This is a genomic window from Vibrio sp. 10N.222.48.A3 (assembly GCF_041475345.1).
Lineage (GTDB): Bacteria > Pseudomonadota > Gammaproteobacteria > Enterobacterales > Vibrionaceae > Vibrio > Vibrio tasmaniensis_A.
Genome location: NZ_JBFRVX010001283.1, coordinates 1 through 869 on the forward strand (window position 1 = coordinate 1; position 869 = coordinate 869).

An 869-nucleotide genomic window follows, 5' to 3' on the forward strand; every position below is an offset into this window, starting at 1 on the left:
CTACTCGCTACTCGCTACAGCATATCAACGGCTTTTTCTATCGCCGCTACGAGCTTTTCAACATCATCTAGATTGTTATAAATACCAAATGAAATACGAACCGTTCCTTTCACATTAAGTGCATCCATTAATGGGTGAGCACAATGATGTCCAGCACGTACTGCGATACCTTGTTGATCCAACAGGGTTGCAATATCTTGGTGGTGAACGCCATCCATCACAAAAGTAATCACACTTGCGTTGGGTTGATAACCCAATACCTGAATATCATCCAGTTTACTGAGTGCAAGATAAGTCTCGTGCTGCAGCTGGTGGATATGATTTTCGACATCTCGTTGAGCAAAATCACTTAACCATTCTATTGCGGTACTTAATGCTATCGCTCCTGCTACATTTGGCGTGCCCGCTTCAAACTTCCCCGGCAGTTCAGAAAATGTAGTGCCAGAGAAAGACACGCGCTCAACCATCTTGCCACCACCATGCCAAGGTGGCATCGCTTCGAGCAATTCAAGCTTGCCATAAAGCACCCCAATACCAGCTGGAGCATAGAGCTTATGCCCAGAGAACACGTAGAAATCAGCCCCTAAAGCAGCAACATCAACGGGCTCATGAACAATACCTTGCGCTCCATCGACCACAACAATCGCATTCATCTTGTGTGCTTTCTCGATCACTTCTTCGATGGGCTGACGAGAACCAGTCACATTAGTTATCTGAGCCAGAGCAACAATCTTGGTTCGATCATTTAATAGAGCGTCAAAGGCAGCAAGATCAAATTCACAATCTGACGTCATCGGTACTTTTACGACTTTCGCTCCGGTTTGTTCTGCCACAATTTGCCAAGGTACGATGTTGGCGTGATGCTCCAT

At 45.8% G+C, this 869-nt stretch carries 1 protein-coding gene; it reads right to left on the reverse strand.

Features of this window, described 5'->3' with window-relative positions:
* Nucleotides 1–14 precede the first annotated feature (14 nt).
* On the reverse strand, nt 15–869 hold an 855-nt coding region (locus AB4653_RS25710; RefSeq protein ID WP_372090866.1), incomplete at its 5' end, for an aminotransferase class V-fold PLP-dependent enzyme.